The organism is Pseudomonas azerbaijanorientalis, from assembly GCF_019139795.1.
Lineage (GTDB): Bacteria > Pseudomonadota > Gammaproteobacteria > Pseudomonadales > Pseudomonadaceae > Aquipseudomonas > Aquipseudomonas laurylsulfatiphila.
On the sequence record NZ_CP077078.1, the window covers coordinates 4009553 to 4023871 of the forward strand.

Below are 14319 nucleotides of genomic sequence, written 5' to 3' on the forward strand. Positions count from 1 at the left end.
CGCCATGGCGATCAAGCAATTGTTAAAACGCACCAGTGGCTGGCTGTACCTCAATTCCCCGGTCGGGCGCAATCAACTGCACGGCGCCGGGGTGATCCTGATGTTGCACCGGGTGCTGGCCAGCGACCGGGCCGCCGCACTGCCCCATCGCAATGAACTGTGCGTCGGGCCAAAGGCGTTTGAACACCTGCTGGCGTGGTTGAAAAAACACTTCGACTGCGTGCCGCTGATGGACATTCTGCAATCCGGCACGCCGCGCTCGGACCGTCCGAAAGTGGCGCTGACCTTCGATGACGGCTGGCGCGACAACGCGGTGAATGCCTTCCCGTTGCTGCAGGAATACCAGGTGCCGGCGAGCATTTTCCTGTCCACCGATTTCATCGGCAGCCGCCAGCGGTTCTGGTGGGAAAGCATCGGCGAAACCCTGTGGAACAGCCATGGCGAACAGGCACGCCGGCACCTGATCGAACGCTTGCAGCTCGCGGGGCGTGCGCTGCCGACACTGTGCGATGACCCGGACGAGCAGCGCCGCAGCCTGGCGTTGCTGAATTTCCTGCAGAGCCTCAAGACCCTGTCGCCGCCGGACCTCAATCGCCTAACCGACGACTGCCCGCAGGAGTCGTTGCCCCAGGCGCTGGACTGGCAGCAGGTGCGTACGCTCGAAGCGTCCGGCCTGGTGCGCTTCGGTCCCCACGGTGCCAGCCACGCGATCCTCACCGGTCTCGACGATCAACGCCTGGACGAAGAACTGCGCCGCAGTCGCGACGCGCTGCGCCACGGCTGCCACCAGCCGTTGCCGGTTTACTGCTACCCCAATGGCGACAACGATGCGCGGGTGCGCCAACAGGTGGCCAGGCATGACTTCCCGTTTGCCCTGGGCACCGGCACCGGCATTTATCGAGGGACCGAAGATCCGCTGGCCCTGCCGCGCTTCGGCGTCAGCCAGCGTACCGCACGCAATCCCGAGTTGCTGTCCTGGCGCATCTACCGTGGGGCACGTCCATGAGCCGCAGCCACTACCTCAAGCATCTGGCCCTGAGCATGGGCACTAAACTGGCGATGATCGCCTTGCGCTTGCTGCGCAACGTGCTGCTGGCGCGGATTCTCGGCCCCAGCGAGCGCGGCCTGTTTGCCTTGCTCAGCACCCTGCCCGACCTGATCAGCGCGGCCACCAGCGGCGGCTTGAACTCCGCGGTGGGTTATCAGGCGGCCAAGCAACGACCGATGGGATTGCTGCTCAGCCAGGTGCTGGTGTTCGGTTGCCTGCTGGCGGCGTTGCTGACCCTGCTGGTGGTGGCGCTGACCCGCGAGTTCGGCAGTGAACTGGACATCACCACGCAATTGGGCCTGCTCGCCTGGCTGTTGCTGCTGGCGGTGCCGCTGACGGTGCTCAAAAGCGGTTTGCTGACCTTGCACAACGCCTCGGGCGGCGTGGTCGCCTTCAATGTCTTGCGCCTGATCGAATCGCTGGTACCGTTGTTGCTGTTTCTCGCCTTGTTCTGGATGTGGCAAAGCGCGGCGCTGGAAGCGGCATTGATCAGCTGGCTGGCGGGCATCAGCCTGGTGGTGCTGGTCGGTTGGGTGTGGCTCAAGCGCAACCAGCCACTGACCCTGCAATGGGATCGCGCCAGCCAGAACGAACTGCTGCGCTACAGCGCCCGCAGCCATCCGGACCTGCTGTTCCAGCAAGTGATCCTGCGCTCGGACTACCTGTTCATCGGCGCCCTGCTCGGCAGCGCCGCGTTGGGTCACTACGCCATGGCCAGCGCCGCCGCCGAGTTGCTGCTGATCGTCCCGGAAGCGGTGACCACGCCGTTGATGAAACGCCTGCTGCAACAGGAAGAAGGCATCGACAAAGTCACGCCGCTGGCCTTGCGCCTGACGGCCACGGTGATGCTCGGCGCCTGCCTGAGCATGGCGCTGATCGGTGAATGGCTGATCGTCACGCTGTTCGGCGTGGCCTACCAACCGGCCTATCCGGCGTTGCTCGCCCTGCTGCCAGGCCTGCTCGGGCTGTGCTACGCGAGCATCCTGCGCCTGGACTTGCTGGGCAAGAATCGTCCCGGTTCGATTTCGTTGCTGATGGGCCTCGGTGCCTTGCTCAACCTGGCGCTGAACCTGGTGCTGATCCCGGCCTACGGCATCGTCGGCGCGGCGGCGGCCTCGTCCATTGCCTACCTGGCGGTGACGGTCGCCCTGCTGGTGATGTATTGCCGCCTGAGCCAGGTGCCGCTCTGGCAAACCCTGATCATCCTGCCCAGCGATATCGCGCCGATGCTGCTGGTACTGCAACGGAAGTCGGCATGAAGTATTTCGCGCTGCTGGTGAGCCTTGGCCTGAGCGTCGACGCCTACGCCGGGCCGATGCGCTGGGCCGATATTCGCGACGGCAGCCTGTACCTGCAAACGGATCGCCCCGACACCCTGAAGGTGCAATGGGTGCCGGCGTGGCAGGCCGGGGCCAACGAAGAACATCTGTATCTGCTCGATGGCCAGGGCCGGCTTGCGGGCGAACGGGCGATTGCCGCCGCCGAGACCCAGGGCAGCCAGCGCTGGCCACTGGCACCGGGTGCCAGCAGTTATCGCCTGGAGATACCGGGCTACAGCTTCCGCCGCTACCGCGTGGAGCACGATGAGCACACGGTGGCGCTGTTCGCACCGGCCAAAGTGCATTTCAGCGCGGAAACCCGTGACGGCGACGAGCTGTATTTCAAGGTCGCGGCCGGGGAACACGCCGTCCTCGCCGGCAAGTTCCACGATGGCGTCGAAGCCCTGCAAGCCCAGCGCGTGGGCGACGGCAAGCAACTGACGTTGCCCCTCAAGCCCTACCGCGCCTATTGGCAATTCGACAAGGCCCAGCTGCCGGTCGCCGACAGCGACCAGGTCTGGCGCCTGCGCCTGCAAGGCAGCGGCAAGGCGGCGTTCTGGCTCGATGGCACGGCCAATCTGTTCGCGCAGAATCCGCAACAGCTCAAGCCGCTGCGCGAGGACGATGGCCGGACCCGGTTGACCCTGCACAAGGAGCTGCTCGGCAACACGCCGAACCTGGGCATCGCCCTGCCCTACGTGATGCCGCCGCCCGCCAGCTTTGCCGTGCTCGATGCGCTCAAACCGCAGGCGGCGACTTACTACAGCCTCGTCGACATCATGGCCACGCGGCCGCACTACGAAGACGCGTTCCGTCGCCTGTACCAGGACCGGTTCGGCATCACCCAGGACATCACCCTGTTGGCCGGCAGCCAGCGCCAGGCCGAACTGCACCTCGACAGCACCAGCCATGGCGGCCTCGAGGCCTGGCTGGCCGCGACCCGCGCCCTGGGCGGCAAGGGCACGCATTACATCGGTTTTGCCGATGAGCCGAACCTCAATTACCCGGACTACGCCAGTTTCCAGGCCCTGTTCAACAGCATGGCCCGGCAGGTACGCGGCAACCCCGACAACGCCAGGGCCGGTGTGCGCATCGCCATCCCGGCCAGCTCGCGCTTTATCAACGGCCCGTTGTCTGACCACGCCAGCGAGCGGCGCGGCATCGATTGGGCCCGGCGCTTGCTCAAAGACAACGGCGAGCAGATTGACGCCCTGGCCTGGCACGAATGGATGATCCGCGACCTGCTCGCGACCCGTGTCTATCGTGACAGCGTGCGCCGTGCCGCCGAACTGGTGGGACTCGACGCCCAGGGTCGGCCGCGCAAGGCCTTGTTGCTCGACCAGACCAACATGTCCAGCGGTGCCAGCCTCAGCCCTTACGATCAGGAAACCCACTACGCCTCGCTGTGGTGGGCCTCGGTGGTGATCAACGCGTCCCAGGACGGTCTGCTCGACATGCTCGGCTGGTTCCAGGCCGCGGACGAGCCCGAGTACCCCAAGGGCATGCTGCGGGTGCTCGGCGATGAACATTTCGAGCTCAAACCCGTCGGCCTGGCCCAGCAGTTCATCCGGCAACACTGGCTGCACCAGGTGGTGCGCCTGGACAACGATGCCTTCGAAGTCGATGTGCTGGCCATGGCCGACGACCTCAAGCGCACGCTGCTGGGGGTGAACAAGGGCACGCGTTTGCAGCGTGTCGACCTCAACGGTGTGGCCTGCCCGCTGGGCAAGGGCGCCCTGCGTTACTTCGGTGCTGACAATCGCAGCCGCGACGCGCCCTTCAACTGCCGGGACGGTCGCGTGAGCTTCGAACTGCCCGGGCAAACCCTGTTCGCCCTCAGCTGGATCGCCTCATGACCGCCCCTTGTGCTTGGCCGTGTCGGCATTTCGTCGCGCGCAGGAATCACTCCACTCACGGGTAATCCCGTCAGGAGCCAACAACATGAGTGCAATACACAAACTCAGCGAACACATAAAGCAAAGAGGCCTGAGCGCCACCCTGAAAAAAATCTGGAAGCACTTCGTGTTTTCCCACCAGGAACTGCTGTGGATGGAACGTGACCTGGTGAGCCCCGTGCCACCGCACAAACTCAAGGCCTACCCGCCACTGCGGGTCGTCAACATCACCCCGCAGAACGCCGAGGCCTTCACCCGTCACTTTGGCGACCGGGTAGAGACCATGGCCGAACTGGCCCGCGAGGGTTACACCGGGCAAATGCACCTGGACGACAAGGGTGACGCGGTGGCCTTCATCTGGGGCGCCGCCCGCGACTATCACGACAAGCACTATTACGGTTGCTGGTTCCCGGTCAAGCCAGGGGAATTCTTCGAGTTCGGTGGTGAACTGACCAGGGCTTACTGGGGTACCCGGCTGTCGATGGACCTGCAGACCGAGTTGTGGAAAGCCATGCACGCCCAGGGCTGCAGCAAGGTGGTGGACGTGTGCGAGTGGCACAACACCCCGGCACTCAAGCTGCATATACGCACCGGCTACAGCGAACAGGGACGGATCATGAACATCTACAAACTGTTTGGCCGCTGGCGCTTCTTCCGCGAAACACGCTACACCGGCTCGCGCCTGGAATCCTTGCGCAAACCGGCGAGTGAACCTGCCACTGCCGAGGCGACGTGATCCCATGACGCTACGATTCGAATGGCACACTTCGCTGTGCAGCCACGACTTTCCCGCTGCGGCTTACGAAGCGTTGCGCCAGTGCGTGACGGACCACACGCCGTTCAACACCCTGGCCTGGCTATGCGCATCGGAACAGGCACTCAAACCCGGCGAGCAGTTGCACGTGCTGCTCGGCTGGCAGGGTGACGAACTGGCGCTGTGCCTGCCGCTGGTGGCGTCCGTGGAGCGCTTTGCGCGTGTGCCATTTCGGGTCCTGCATCATTTGGGCTATCCCCTCGCCGACCGCCTCGCGCTGCTGACCAGGCTGGACGGCGACGCTTCAGGCAAGGCGCTGAGGCAAATCCGCCAGCGCCTGCCCCATGCCTTGCTGCAATTGAACGAACTGGCCGGCGCCACGGCCCAGGCCCTGGCACCGTGGCAGGCGCTGAGCTCGACCGCCGAACAACGCCTCAGCTGTCGAGTGCCGGTGCACCTGATCAGCGAGGCCGACCACCAGGAAGTCTCCGGCGATCCGCGCTACAAACTGCGCCGCGCACGCAAACGCATCGCCGCCTGTGGCGCCCGGGTACGGCGGATTACCCCCGACGCGCTGACCATGGGGCCGCTGTTGCAGGAAATCAGTGAAGTCGAAGCCGTGAGCTGGAAAGGCGATGAAGGGGTCGGGATTTTTTCCGATGCACGCCATCGCCAGTGGATGGACCGCGCCTTCACCGCACTGGCCGCCCGCGGCCTGGTGCGCGTGGTGGTGCTGGAGCTGGAGGGGCGCTGCATCAGCTATCGCCTCGGCTTGCTGGAACACGGTCGGCTGTACGACTACAACCTGGCGTTCCTGCCGCAATATGCCGACCTGGGCAGTGGCCGGGTGCTGCTCGATGAGTGGATTCGCTGGGGCCTGGAAGACCACTGGCAGTGGATCGATGCGTCGCGGGTCAGCCTGGAAAACTCCAGCCATCAACTGCACGAACGCATGACCGGACAACTGGAACACTGGCGCTGGAGTTTTTACTCCTGGCGCCCGGGCGGACTGGTGCTGGGGCTGGCCCTGCGGGTCTGGCAACGCTTCAAACCCCGATTGCAGCAATGGCGCGCCCGGCGCGCGGCGACTGCGGTCGCAACCCCGGCGCCCATCTCGACAGCGGCTGTCAAAACGCCTGCGCCTACGGAAAAACTCAAGGAGGCTGAACATGCCCCGGCAAGTGATAGTCAACGCTGACGACTTCGGCCTCAGCGCCTGCGAAAACGCGGTGATCCTCGGCGCGTTCCAGGCCGGGCTCATCAGCTCCGCCACCGCCATGGCCAACATGCCGGCGTTCGAAGCGGCCTGTGTCCTGGCCCGGCACCCGTTGCTCGAAGGCCGCATCGGCCTGCACTTCAACCTGACCTACGGCCGTCCGTTGAGCCAGAGCATTGTGCAGCGCCCGACCTTTTGCAACGGCGCCGGCGTGTTCGACCTGAACCTGCGCCGCACCCGCCTCTGGCTCGGGCGCCGGGATCGCCACGCCGTGCTCGAAGAACTCGAAGCCCAGTGGCAACGCTGCCTGGACAACGGCTTGCGCCCCAGTCACCTGGACTCCCATCAACACGTGCACAACATCTGGCCGATCGGCGAGATCGTCGCGCGCTTCGCCGCCCGCCAGGGAGTGCCCGTGCGTCTGGCGCGCAACCTGGGGCAAAACCTCAGCCTGCCCAAGCGCGTGTTCAAGGACCTGCTCAACCGTCGCCTGAGCCACCTGGCCGGCACCACCGCCGACTACGTGTGCACCCCTGTGGATCTGCGCAACGCCGCGCCGCCGCCCGACGGACTGCTGGAAATCGTCGCCCACCCGAACCGGCTCGGCGTCGACTTCGGCGATGCCTATCTGGAACCGGGAGAGTCGTTGAGTGAATTGCTGCAACAGCGTTTGCCGGGTGTGCCGCGGGTGGCCTATACCGCCGTTGGCGAGGCTGTTCTCGAATGAACCGTAATCCCTCCTGTGGGAGCGGGCTTGCTCGCGAAGGGGCCGTGTCAGGCGACATCATGGATGCCTGAACTGACGCCTTCGCGAGCAAGCCCGCTCCCACAGGTTTGGTGTTTTTCCTTGCCCCTTGAAAGCTCCGAAAGCCTTCAGGATCAGCAGCATTTTGACGCCTGAAAACTGTGTCAAGACTGATACACAACTTGAAATATATTGATGACAAAGACACGGCCATGCAATTGCCACTGGTGATCTATACCCATCAATACCTTCACCACACACCACCAATCCTCGGTTAAAGGAGGGCTTCATGAGCGTACTCGACAAGCTTCACGAACACATCAAGCGCAAGGGTCTGGGTCGCACGTTCAGTACGCTGTGGAAGCGCTATGTATTCTTCCATTGGGAGTTGCTGTGGATGGAGCGCGACCTGGTCAGCCCGGTACCGCCGCACAAGCTGCGGCCCTATCCTCCCGTCCGCCAGGTGACCATCACCCCGGAAAACGCCACGGCGTTTGCCAAGCACTTCGGCGACCGCGTCGGGACCATGGCCGAGCTCGCCGCCGAAGGTCATACCGGACTCATGTACCTGGATGACGAAGGCCATGCGATCGGCTTCATCTGGGCCAGCACCCGGGATTATTTCGACCGTCACTATTACGGCTGCTTGTTCCCGGTCAAGGAAGGCGAGTTCTTCGAATTCGGCGGCGAAATGACCCGCGCCTACTTCGGCACCCGCCTGTCCGTGGATGTCCAGGTGGCCCTCTGGGAAACCATGGCGCTGCAAGGCTGCAACAAGGTGGTGGACGTCTGCGAGACCCACAACATCCCGGCCCTGAAACTGCACATCCGCATGGGCTACCAGGAGCAGGGCCGCGTCACCCACGTCTACGGCCTGTTCGGCCGCTGGCGCTTCTTCCGCGAAACCCGCTACAGCGGATCACGCCTGGATCCGCTACGCAAACCGGGGCGACCGGTGGTGACGCAGGCGCAGGCCGAGGCTTGATTCCGGGGTTATCCGCTTTACCGTGTCGCCCCCTTCGCGAGCAAGCCCGCTCCCACATTTGATCTGTGTCGTTCACAAATCCAGTGTGGGGGCGGGCTTGCTCGCGAAAGAGTCGCCTACAACTTCCTCAGAAAAAAACCACCTGATCGCGGAAATGTCTGACTGCTCATCTGTATCCATTTGGATACATTCGAGTAATGAATTCTTGTCCAGCAGCCGATATCAAACGCGCAAAAAAAATGGCAAAGGAGGTTTGACCATGAGCCAGACTTTGACGAATTTCGACATGGCGGCACTGCTCGACAGTGATGAAGCCATTAGCGAGTACCTGTCTCAGGTACTGGCAGACGGTGACAACGAGGAGTTTCTTCGCGCTATCGGCTATGTGGTGAAAGCCCGTGGCATGACACAGATTGCCAAAGACTCGGGAATGGGTCGCGAAAGCCTCTACAAAGCCTTCGCGCCCGGAGCAAAACCACGTTTTGATACGGTCCTCAAGGTCATTCATGCCCTGGGCATAGATCTCTGCGCGCAGCCAGGGCACACGGTCAATCACTCAAACCTCTGATTTGATTCCGCGCGTTATGTCACTGGCTTCACCACCACCCAGGTAAAACACAACGGCAACTGCGCCACCTGCTGCTGATAGCGGTCATAGAGTTCTTCGCGGTTGGAGTGCGGGTATTCCTTGAAGTGACGGATCTGCAGGCCTGCGGCAATGGCGGCGCCGAAGAGGTCGCCCAGGGTGTGGACGAACCAGTAGGACGGCGCGGCCGGCTGTTCGATCTTGCCCTCGTAGACGATCGGTTCGTGCTGCACGAACGGTTCGCGACGGAAGTATGAACTGGCCGGACGAAAAGGATCGGCTGCCTCGGGGTCGAACATTTCCAGGAACGGGTGGGTTTCGTACACCACCAGCGCGCCACCCGGCTTCAGGGTACGCGCCACATGACGCAAGAATTCGCCGATGTCCGGCATCCAGTTCAGGACCCCGATGGTGATCAGCGCCAGGTCGAAGCGCTCCTGCAGTTGCGCAGGCAAGCGGTGAATGTCCGCTTCGATGAATTGCGGCGCATGGGGCGAGCGGCAAGCCAGCTCCCGTGCCTGCTCGAGAAATGCGCCGGACTGGTCGACGCCCACCACGCTGCGCGCACCCAGGGCGAACAGCGACAGGCTTTCGCGGCCGTTGTTGCAGCCCAGTTGCAGCACCTCCTTGCCGTCGACACCGGTCTGGGCCAGCAACGCGGTCAGGGTGTCGTCCAGGCAGGAAAAATCCGCCTGTTCCACGCCCTTCAACAAGGCGTGCCATTCGCTGGAGTCTTTGTGGTGACGGGCGGAGTCATTCCAGGCCTCGCGGTTGCTGGCGATGGCTTGTTCTTTTGTCGGCAGTTCCATTGCACGCTCCAGGGTTCGGGTTGTCGAATTGACCGGCCGAAGTCTAGATCAAGCCCATACTGACAGCTGTTGCGAACTTGTAATTCGCGCAGCGTCGACGCCTGCTCACGGCGCCAGCTATAGTTAATGACCATGGGGGAAATATGGTTAAACCGATTTAGCAGGTGTTGCCATGAAAAAGACCGACCTGACGCTTCTGCTCGCCTTCTTCCTGAGCGTGTCCGCTGCTGCCCACGCCGACGACTTTCCAAACACCACTCAATACAGCAGTGAATTCAACTATTACGGCGCCGACCAACCCTTCGCCCACCCCGCACCACCGTCCATGAACTTCATCCCGCCGGGCTCATACATCCCGACCGCGCCCGGGGATTTCATTCCGGTTTCAAGCGAGCATGTGTTTTCCGACTCGCGCCTGCCAACCGTGGCCGATGCCACGGTCCGGGTGTTTATCCGCTCCTACGATCCGGAGCGTGGCGTGTATGTGAACCAGGAAGTCGAGAATCCCGCTTGCATGATGTCCTGCCTGAGACAGGGCCCGGTATTGCAGTGAACACCAGGGGCGTTCTCTACCACTGGCGTTTGTCCGGGCGGGCAAGACCGAGCTTTTCGATCCGGTAGCGCAACATGTCACGGCTAAGACCCAGCAGGCGTGCCGATTTGGTGACGTTCCAGTCCGTCTTGTCGAGCATCTTGCGCACCATGTCGCGCTCCACTTCCGGCAGGTTCATGGATTCGCCGCCGTTGTAGGACGGACGCTGTTCGCTGAAATGTTGCGGCTCGTGATGGAACATCGGTGGCTCATCCACCAGGCTCAGGCAAACGTTCAATTGATGGGCAGCGATGGTGTCGCTTTGCGCCAGCAACACGGTTTGCTCCAGCATGTTGCGCAGTTCGCGTACGTTGCCTGGCCAGCTGTAGCTGAGCAGCAACTCTTCGGCCTGGTTGCTGAAATACAGGTTCGGCTTGCCGTAGCGTTTGCCATGCAGCCCCAGGAAGTGCCGGGCCAGCAGCAGGATATCGGCGCCACGGGCGTACAGGCGCGGCACCTTGATTGAAATGATGCGCAGGCGGAAAAACAGGTCGCGGCGGAATTTGCCTTGCTGGACCATCTGTTCGAGATTGCAGTTGGTGGCACTGATCACCCGCAGATCGACCTTGCGCTCCTTCACCGAACCGACCCGGCGAACGGTCCGGTCTTCCAACAGCTTGAGAAGCTTGGCTTGCAACAGCAGGTCCATTTCACCGATTTCATCGAGGAACAGCGTGCCGCCATCGGCCGCTTCCACCAGCCCCATGCGACGGTCCTTGGCGTCGGTGAAGGCGCCCTTCTCGTGGCCGAACAGCTCTGATTCCACCAGGTTGGACGGGATCGAAGCACAGTTGAATTCAATGAACGGGCCTTTGCTGCGCGGGCCGTCGAAGTGCAGTGCCCGGGCCACCAGTTCCTTGCCGGTACCGGTCTCGCCTTCCACCAGGACCGGCGGCAGATCGCTGTTGGCCATCCGCCGTTCGGCGTCGAGCAACTGGCTGATGGTGCCCTTGAGATACACCATCGGCGCCGACTCGCCAATCAGTGCCTGCACCCCCGACTTCTGGGCCTCACGCTCCTGATAAAAGGACAGCGTGCGCTCCATGCGGTCGGTCGCCAGGGCCTTGTCCAGCAGCAGCTTGAGCTCTGGCAGGGCCACCGGTTTGGTGACGTAGTGAAAGGCGCCCTCTTTCATTGCCACCACGGCGTCTTCGACGTTGCCGTAACCGGTCATCATGATCACTTTCAGATCCGGCGCGCTGATGCGCAGCTTCTGGATCAGGTCGTGACCACTCATGCCCGGCAACGAGTTGTCGGTCAGTACCACGTCAGGTGCGAAAGAACCCAATTGCTCCAGTGCATCTTCAGCCGAGTGGCAGACGGTCACCTCGAAGTCCTTGCGCTCCAGGTAAGTCTGAATATTCTCGGCGAGGATCTCGTCATCCTCGACCAGCAGAATGCTGTGCTCCATATACCCCTCCCGTTGCCACTTTGAAATTGAGACAAACGCGGGTTCCCTCCTGCTCCCGGCTGGTCAGTTCGACCGAGCCGTCAAACCGCTCCATTATTCTTTTGACCAGGGCCAGGCCCACACCCAATCCACCTTGTTTGGTGGTGAAAAACGGCTTGAAGACCATTTGTTGTTGTTGTTTGGACATCCCCTTGCCGGTGTCGGTCAGGATCATGCTCAAGTAGCCGGGCACCGAGGAATCGATCTCGATCGTCAGCATGCCCTCCTTGGGCATGGCTTCCAGTGCGTTAGCAAACAGGCTATTGAGTATTTGCGTCAGCAGCACCTGGTGGCTGACGACCGGTGGCACGCTGGCGGGAGAGAAACGCACTTCGACGTTCGAGCGCTTGATCAGGGACTCGAAGGCACTCAGGGTGTCTTCGATGGCGAGCACCAGGTCGACCGTTTCAAAATCGTCATTCATCGGCCGCAACGACACCAGCAACTCGCGCACCCAACGCGACATGCGGTCGACCTGATTGATGATGTCGCCAATGTTTTTCTGTGCCGGCTGGCTGGCGATGACCTGGGCCAGTTCGGCGCTGGAACGGATATTGGCCAGTGGATTGCGCAAGCTGTGGGCGACCGCCGAGGACATCTCACCCAGGGCGACAAAGGTTTCATTGGCGATCAGCTGTTTTTGCTGGCTTTGCAACAGCATCGCTGCACGCCGCACGATCCAGAACAACCCCAGGTAGATCGCCGCCCCGCCAATCAGGGTCGCCAGCCAGATCGCCTTGAAGCCACGCTGGATGCGACCCACCAGGTCCACCGGTTCCTTGTAGATCTCCACCATGGCAATCACTTTGCTTTTGTCGGCGTTGAACATCGGGATGTAGTTCTCGACGAACAGGTATTCCGGTTCGCGCAACAGACGCTGCTCGGGACGCTCTTCATCGATCTCGTGGTAGCTGGTGGACACCGGCGATTTCATTTCGAAGGATTCATCCAGCTCATCGTCGCCTTCGATGCGCACGCCGATCAACTCGGAGTTGGTCGACCAGACCACGGTGCGGTCCTGGGCATACACCGTCGCCAGCAGGATGTCCGGCAGATGCTTCACATGGTCGAGAAACTCGGAGCGTACGGTGGCCCGGGATTCGGGAGGGACGTCGGCATAGGCATGGTCCAGTCGCGGGTCGAGCATTTCGCCCATGGTCCTGCCCGGCGAAATCCCAGCATGACGGACTTCGGCCTCGCCAATGGCGTGGATGAACTGCGCGGTCAGCATCGAATCGCGCTCAATGCTTTCATCGACCACAAAGCGCGTGGAGATGTAACCCAGCCCCAGCGCCACCACGCCAATGATGAAAAAACTGGCCAGGGAGAACCAGCGCAGCAAGTTGAACTGGGGCAGCCACCCCTTGCGCGGAGCGGCCGGGGCCTGCGGCGCAGGTACTTTTTGTTGTTCCAGTATCTGCATGGGGTCTGTCCTGAGTTCTTGAAAACCAGCCTTTGCAGCCATGTATCCAGTCAGTGTAGGTAACATTGATAGCAATTGACCGGCCCACGAAACTATTTCGACGCTATTGCATTTGGGGCACGTTCGGTTGCGCGACTGAGTGATGCTGTTCAGGTTCCTCGCTACCACTGGCCAGTGGCGCCACTGGCGGATGCTGACGGTCGGTTTCTTCTTGCAGGAAGTCGATGATGGACTGGACGGACTTCTTGTCCAGCCGCAGGTTGGGCATCGAGATCCTGTTGTAGCTTTCGAACAGCTGCATCGCTATCGGGTCCTTTTCCGCCAGCATGCGATCCGGTTCGCGGATCCAGCGGTTGAGCCAGGCCGGATCGCGCTGACGGGTCACGCCGATCAGGTCCGGGCCGATGCTGCGCACACCGATGCCCTGCCCGTCCGTTGGGCCGAGGCTGTGGCAAGACGCGCAGCGGGTGCGGAACAGCTCTTCGCCATTGCTTGGCGGACGAATTTCCGGTGCATCGACGTAGCTTTCTTCCACGCTGGGCTGCTTCCAGTTCTGCAGGGTGTTGGCCAGTTGGTCGGCCAGAATCCACGGATTTTCGAACGGCGAGGCTTTCATCCAGCGGCCCGTTTCCTGGTTGCCGACGATCAGGCTCAGGTTGTGGTCCTTGTTGCGCCCGTTATCGACGCCGTCGATGAACAGGCCCAGTTTCTGCCGCAGCTCGGTGACGTCGGCGAATTCCCCGGTGAGGAATTTCCACCCGGGCCCGACCTGGAAGCGTTGCGCATAGGCCTTGAGCACCTCGGGGGTATCGCTCAGGGGGTCGATGCTGATGGAGTAGAAGAAAATGTCCTTGCCGACCCTGTCTCCCAGCAGTTTCTGCACCTGACGCAGACGCGCGGTTTCCAGGGGACAGGAGTCGCTGCACGTGGTGAAAATGAAATTGATCACCACCACCTTGCCTTTGATCATGTCATCGAAAAAACGCAGTTGCTTACCGTTCTGGTCGGTCAGCAGGGTGTTGGGGAAATAGTCGCCGCCCCACGGGGTGGCGTCCTCAACGACAGCGGGTTCGGCAGCGGCTGCCGGAGCCGGTGCGGGCGTCGACAATGGCTGGCTGGCGACCAGCAACTGGCTGGCCAGCAAACCGGTCACCAACATCAGCACCAGGTGCATGCCCAAAGCTCGTGAGCGTGGTGAATGCGTCTTCATGTTCATGTCGACACCCTCCCTGTTCAAGTTCAGGACTGAAGCCGTTGCGATTGAGGAAGGTTGGCAGTGCGGCGCAACGGGCCAATGGCCGTCGGTGGAAACGGCAAGGGCGCCGCTGGCGTAGTGGGGGAATCAAAACGGGCCTGCACTGCAGGCAACAGAGCGTTCTGCACCCGCGCGGTGTTGCGTGAGTCTTTGACCCCGTCAGGCAAATCGAAGAATTCTTCGCTGCACTGCGCTTTTTTTTCCATCACCAGCCGCCTTGATGTCGTGAAGGGGGGTGATGA

The 14319-nt window shown here is 62.0% G+C and carries 14 protein-coding genes; 9 read left to right on the forward strand and 5 right to left on the reverse strand.

The genetic code is table 11. From position 1 onward, the window contains the following. Positions 1-4 precede the first annotated feature (4 nt). From KSS91_RS17750 to KSS91_RS17785, 8 genes are all read left to right on the forward strand, one after another. On the forward strand, positions 5-1006 hold the full coding sequence (locus tag KSS91_RS17750) for a polysaccharide deacetylase family protein (protein ID WP_217835602.1): 1002 nt from the start codon (positions 5-7) through the stop codon (positions 1004-1006). Beyond that, positions 1003-2307, forward strand: coding sequence for a lipopolysaccharide biosynthesis protein (locus KSS91_RS17755; protein ID WP_217835603.1), 1305 nt, complete (start codon positions 1003-1005; stop codon positions 2305-2307). The genes KSS91_RS17750 and KSS91_RS17755 overlap by 4 nt, the downstream gene beginning before the upstream one ends. Continuing rightward, on the forward strand, positions 2304-4223 hold the full coding sequence (locus KSS91_RS17760; RefSeq protein ID WP_217835604.1) for a hypothetical protein: 1920 nt from the start codon (positions 2304-2306) through the stop codon (positions 4221-4223). Before KSS91_RS17755 ends, KSS91_RS17760 begins: the two co-directional genes overlap by 4 nt. Positions 4224-4308: 85 nt before the next feature. Next, positions 4309-4998, forward strand: coding sequence for a GNAT family N-acetyltransferase (locus KSS91_RS17765; RefSeq protein WP_217835605.1), 690 nt, complete (start codon positions 4309-4311; stop codon positions 4996-4998). A gap of 4 nt (positions 4999-5002) precedes the next feature. Further along, positions 5003-6214: a GNAT family N-acetyltransferase gene (locus KSS91_RS17770; protein WP_217835606.1), complete on the forward strand. Its 1212-nt coding sequence runs from the start codon at positions 5003-5005 to the stop codon at positions 6212-6214. Further along, positions 6186-6959 carry a carbohydrate deacetylase gene (locus KSS91_RS17775; RefSeq protein WP_217835607.1) on the forward strand — a complete coding sequence of 258 codons (774 nt, stop codon included), beginning with the start codon at positions 6186-6188 and terminating at the stop codon, positions 6957-6959. The genes KSS91_RS17770 and KSS91_RS17775 overlap by 29 nt, the downstream gene beginning before the upstream one ends. A gap of 307 nt (positions 6960-7266) precedes the next feature. Then, positions 7267-7962: a GNAT family N-acetyltransferase gene (locus tag KSS91_RS17780; protein ID WP_015094530.1), complete on the forward strand. Its 696-nt coding sequence runs from the start codon at positions 7267-7269 to the stop codon at positions 7960-7962. A 259-nt stretch (positions 7963-8221) separates the two neighbouring features. Next, positions 8222-8530 (forward strand): addiction module antidote protein, encoded by a 309-nt coding sequence (locus KSS91_RS17785; RefSeq protein WP_007973802.1) that lies wholly within the window; start codon positions 8222-8224, stop codon positions 8528-8530. A 14-nt stretch (positions 8531-8544) separates the two neighbouring features. Here the strand turns inward: KSS91_RS17785 and KSS91_RS17790 are convergent, their stop codons facing one another. Next, entirely contained in the window at positions 8545-9357 is an 813-nt protein-coding gene (locus tag KSS91_RS17790) for a class I SAM-dependent methyltransferase (RefSeq protein WP_217835608.1), read from the reverse strand. 172 nt (positions 9358-9529) lie between these two features. On the opposite strand from KSS91_RS17790, the gene KSS91_RS17795 reads away from it, so the two are divergent. Then, positions 9530-9910 (forward strand): hypothetical protein, encoded by a 381-nt coding sequence (locus tag KSS91_RS17795; protein WP_217835609.1) that lies wholly within the window; start codon positions 9530-9532, stop codon positions 9908-9910. 16 nt (positions 9911-9926) lie between these two features. Here KSS91_RS17795 and KSS91_RS17800 read toward each other — a convergent pair whose 3' ends face one another. From KSS91_RS17800 to KSS91_RS17815, 4 genes are all read right to left on the reverse strand, one after another. Next, positions 9927-11360 carry a sigma-54-dependent transcriptional regulator gene (locus KSS91_RS17800; protein WP_095967963.1) on the reverse strand — a complete coding sequence of 478 codons (1434 nt, stop codon included), beginning with the start codon at positions 11358-11360 and terminating at the stop codon, positions 9927-9929. Further along, positions 11329-12822, reverse strand: a complete 1494-nt coding sequence (locus KSS91_RS17805) for a sensor histidine kinase (protein ID WP_015094524.1) — start codon at positions 12820-12822, stop codon at positions 11329-11331. The genes KSS91_RS17800 and KSS91_RS17805 overlap by 32 nt, the downstream gene beginning before the upstream one ends. Positions 12823-12925: 103 nt before the next feature. Continuing rightward, the gene (locus KSS91_RS17810; RefSeq protein ID WP_217835610.1) at positions 12926-14038 is read right to left on the reverse strand and encodes an SCO family protein; all 1113 of its coding nucleotides are present in this window, start codon (positions 14036-14038) and stop codon (positions 12926-12928) included. 23 nt (positions 14039-14061) lie between these two features. After that, entirely contained in the window at positions 14062-14283 is a 222-nt protein-coding gene (locus KSS91_RS17815; protein WP_041474823.1) for a hypothetical protein, read from the reverse strand. Positions 14284-14319: the final 36 nt, after the last annotated feature.

Excerpts from the sequence above, each read along its gene's own strand:
- KSS91_RS17770 (WP_217835606.1), top strand. The coding sequence starts at position 5,003 with ATGACGCTACGATTCGAATGGCACACTTCGCTGTGCAGCCACGACTTT.
- KSS91_RS17815 (WP_041474823.1), bottom strand. The coding sequence starts at position 14,283 with ATGGAAAAAAAAGCGCAGTGCAGCGAAGAATTCTTCGATTTGCCTGAC.
- KSS91_RS17805 (WP_015094524.1), bottom strand. The coding sequence starts at position 12,822 with ATGCAGATACTGGAACAACAAAAAGTACCTGCGCCGCAGGCCCCGGCC.
- KSS91_RS17790 (WP_217835608.1), bottom strand. The coding sequence starts at position 9,357 with ATGGAACTGCCGACAAAAGAACAAGCCATCGCCAGCAACCGCGAGGCC.
- KSS91_RS17780 (WP_015094530.1), top strand. The coding sequence starts at position 7,267 with ATGAGCGTACTCGACAAGCTTCACGAACACATCAAGCGCAAGGGTCTG.
- KSS91_RS17760 (WP_217835604.1), top strand. The coding sequence starts at position 2,304 with ATGAAGTATTTCGCGCTGCTGGTGAGCCTTGGCCTGAGCGTCGACGCC.
- KSS91_RS17765 (WP_217835605.1), top strand. The coding sequence starts at position 4,309 with ATGAGTGCAATACACAAACTCAGCGAACACATAAAGCAAAGAGGCCTG.
- KSS91_RS17750 (WP_217835602.1), top strand. The coding sequence starts at position 5 with ATGGCGATCAAGCAATTGTTAAAACGCACCAGTGGCTGGCTGTACCTC.
- KSS91_RS17800 (WP_095967963.1), bottom strand. The coding sequence starts at position 11,360 with ATGGAGCACAGCATTCTGCTGGTCGAGGATGACGAGATCCTCGCCGAG.
- KSS91_RS17795 (WP_217835609.1), top strand. The coding sequence starts at position 9,530 with ATGAAAAAGACCGACCTGACGCTTCTGCTCGCCTTCTTCCTGAGCGTG.
- KSS91_RS17785 (WP_007973802.1), top strand. The coding sequence starts at position 8,222 with ATGAGCCAGACTTTGACGAATTTCGACATGGCGGCACTGCTCGACAGT.
- KSS91_RS17810 (WP_217835610.1), bottom strand. The coding sequence starts at position 14,038 with ATGAACATGAAGACGCATTCACCACGCTCACGAGCTTTGGGCATGCAC.
- KSS91_RS17755 (WP_217835603.1), top strand. The coding sequence starts at position 1,003 with ATGAGCCGCAGCCACTACCTCAAGCATCTGGCCCTGAGCATGGGCACT.
- KSS91_RS17775 (WP_217835607.1), top strand. The coding sequence starts at position 6,186 with ATGCCCCGGCAAGTGATAGTCAACGCTGACGACTTCGGCCTCAGCGCC.